The sequence below is a fragment of the Steroidobacter sp. genome, assembly GCF_016790065.1.
Classification (GTDB): domain Bacteria; phylum Pseudomonadota; class Gammaproteobacteria; order Steroidobacterales; family Steroidobacteraceae; genus Steroidobacter.
This window is the reverse complement of record NZ_JAEUPY010000754.1, coordinates 1-1975: the sequence shown is the minus strand read 5'-3', so window position 1 is coordinate 1975 and position 1975 is coordinate 1. Positions and strand designations below refer to the sequence as shown.

General features: G+C 58.2%; 3 protein-coding genes. All 3 read right to left on the bottom strand.

What is annotated here, in order from left to right; translation table 11 throughout:
• Positions 1 to 32: 32 nt before the first annotated feature.
• Positions 33 to 656 (bottom strand): YajG family lipoprotein, encoded by a 624-nt coding sequence (locus JNL55_RS30840; RefSeq protein WP_293863594.1) that lies wholly within the window; start codon positions 654 to 656, stop codon positions 33 to 35.
• Between the two features lie 10 nt (positions 657 to 666).
• Entirely contained in the window at positions 667 to 1299 is a 633-nt protein-coding gene (locus JNL55_RS30835; RefSeq protein ID WP_293863592.1) for a hypothetical protein, read from the bottom strand.
• Positions 1300 to 1484: 185 nt separating this feature from the next.
• Positions 1485 to 1943 carry a VOC family protein gene (locus tag JNL55_RS30830; protein ID WP_293863590.1) on the bottom strand — a complete coding sequence of 153 codons (459 nt, stop codon included), beginning with the start codon at positions 1941 to 1943 and terminating at the stop codon, positions 1485 to 1487.
• Positions 1944 to 1975: the final 32 nt, after the last annotated feature.

Sequence of the window (1975 nt, the reverse complement as noted above, 5' to 3'; positions counted from 1 at the left end):
GCGGTGCTTTGCAGGCAACCGCCGAGGCCGGCCTATTCCGTCGCGCTAGAGACTTTTGGCGTCAGCCGTTTGTTCAGCGCAGCCACCAGTTCCTCGTCCAGCACGATCGATTCGATGAGCTTGTCGAGCGCCTTGCTCATGATTTCCGCCCAGGTCTTTTCCAGTCCGCCCGCCTTCTCCTGAGCATAACTCCCGGCGTACTTCGATTTATAAATGGACTGCTTGGTTTGGCGATCGATGAAATCGACCGTGCACTGCACGTCCCCGATGAACTTCACCGTCCAGAAGTTGGGGTCGATCTCAAACCAGAAGCGATCGATCGTGCCAACCACCTGCACGTCGCCACTATCACCAACACTATGCTTCGTATCGGTGAGCGCCTTGGCAACCGCCGCTTCGACAAGCTGCTCGACCGGCTGCTTGGTGACAACGTCGGCGGTGTTTTGCCCGAAACCGTTCTTCTTCCAGCCAATGCGCGCCGTGTCCGCACGAGAGTCCAGCAGCTGCGGCGTTTGGAACGCAATAGGCATGACATCGCCGAGCGGACCGGCGATCTGGGCATTGGTGTGCTTCACATCAAGCGTCGCCTTGGTGAATGCACAGCCCTGCATTACTAGAACAGCGACGGCGAGAACCAGGAATCTCAGCAGCTGCACGACGTACTCCCTACTTCACGTTATAGATGATCTTGTTCGCTAGCCGGCGCGCCGACTGCACCAGGACCGCTTCGATATCGCCATTCAAGTCCGAGGTCGCCTTGAGCAGGTCCTCGTAGGGCGCCTGTTTCTTGTGGGTGAGATAGAACGGCTCCCTCGATTTCGGCCGCTTGATCGGTTCGCGCGCGTAGGCCGCTTCGAACTCGACGTATGCCGAGACCGACATCGAGGTTGAATCCACCACGCGAAATCCGTAGGAAGCGGGGAACAGCATGAGATAGACGTCGGCCTTCGCATCTTTGCCGCTCGCCTGACCTTCAACCCATTGCGGATCAAAGCCCTTCGCAACCAACGCCTCATGCAGCGTCGCCACGAAGGCCTTCTGCCAGACATCGTCGGCTACGTGCGGCTTGAGTTCTTTGCGCTTGGTGGAATCGCGATCGGCTTCGATGCCCGCCTGGATGCCGGCACCGATGACGCCGGCAAACGCCGCACCCGTCATATTAACTTCGGCACGGTGATAGATGACGTCGAACGCTGGGGCGCCGTCAACGCGGATCTGGATAGCGCGAACTTCGTCAGCCGCGACGGGCGCCGCCAGCAGCACAAGCGCCGCAGTGAATGCCGAGAGCCAGGAGATCATGATGATCGCAATGTCCGTTCTTTAGTATTGTTCAGTCCGTTGCAAGGCTTACATACAATCCGAGATGTTCGGTCTCAAGTCAAGAGCAAACAATCCGTTTGCACCGGGAGCAGACGCAGACTGATGCGGCTTTTGATGGGCTTCGGCGCTGGAAACGTTTCCGCGGAAACGTCGTCGCTCGACTTTTACTTGGCCTGGTTCTTCTCGTCCCAGTTCATCGGCTCCCATAGCTCGACCTTGTTTCCTTCCGGATCCATGACCCAGGCGAACTTTCCGTTCTCGTGGGACTCGGGCCCGCTAACTACGTCGACTCCGCTCACTCGGAGTTGCGCGAGCAACTCGTCGAGATTGTCGACGCGGTAGTTGATCATGAAGGTGGCGTCGCTCGGACTGAACCACTTGCTATCCTTGTCAGCGACGCTCCATGCGGTGAGGCCGTTGTCCTCGGCTTTGTCGTCCGGCCATTTCAGGATGGCTCCGCCCCAGGGTTCGAGTTGGATGCCCAGGTGCCTTTGATACCAGGCCGCTAGCGCGGCGCTGTCGGCTTTGGATTTGAAGGAGCTGCCGCGATGGCGGTTACTTTGGCCCTGGATTTGTAGCCCCGGGTTCGTGTCAAAGCGAGGCAGCCTATATTTGCAATACAAACATTCTCTGACTGCCGTTTACCGCTAGAAGC

What these genes read in the sequence shown, in the direction of transcription:
- JNL55_RS30835 (WP_293863592.1), bottom strand. Translation starts at nt 1,299, where the DNA reads ATGATCTCCTGGCTCTCGGCATTCACTGCGGCGCTTGTGCTGCTGGCG.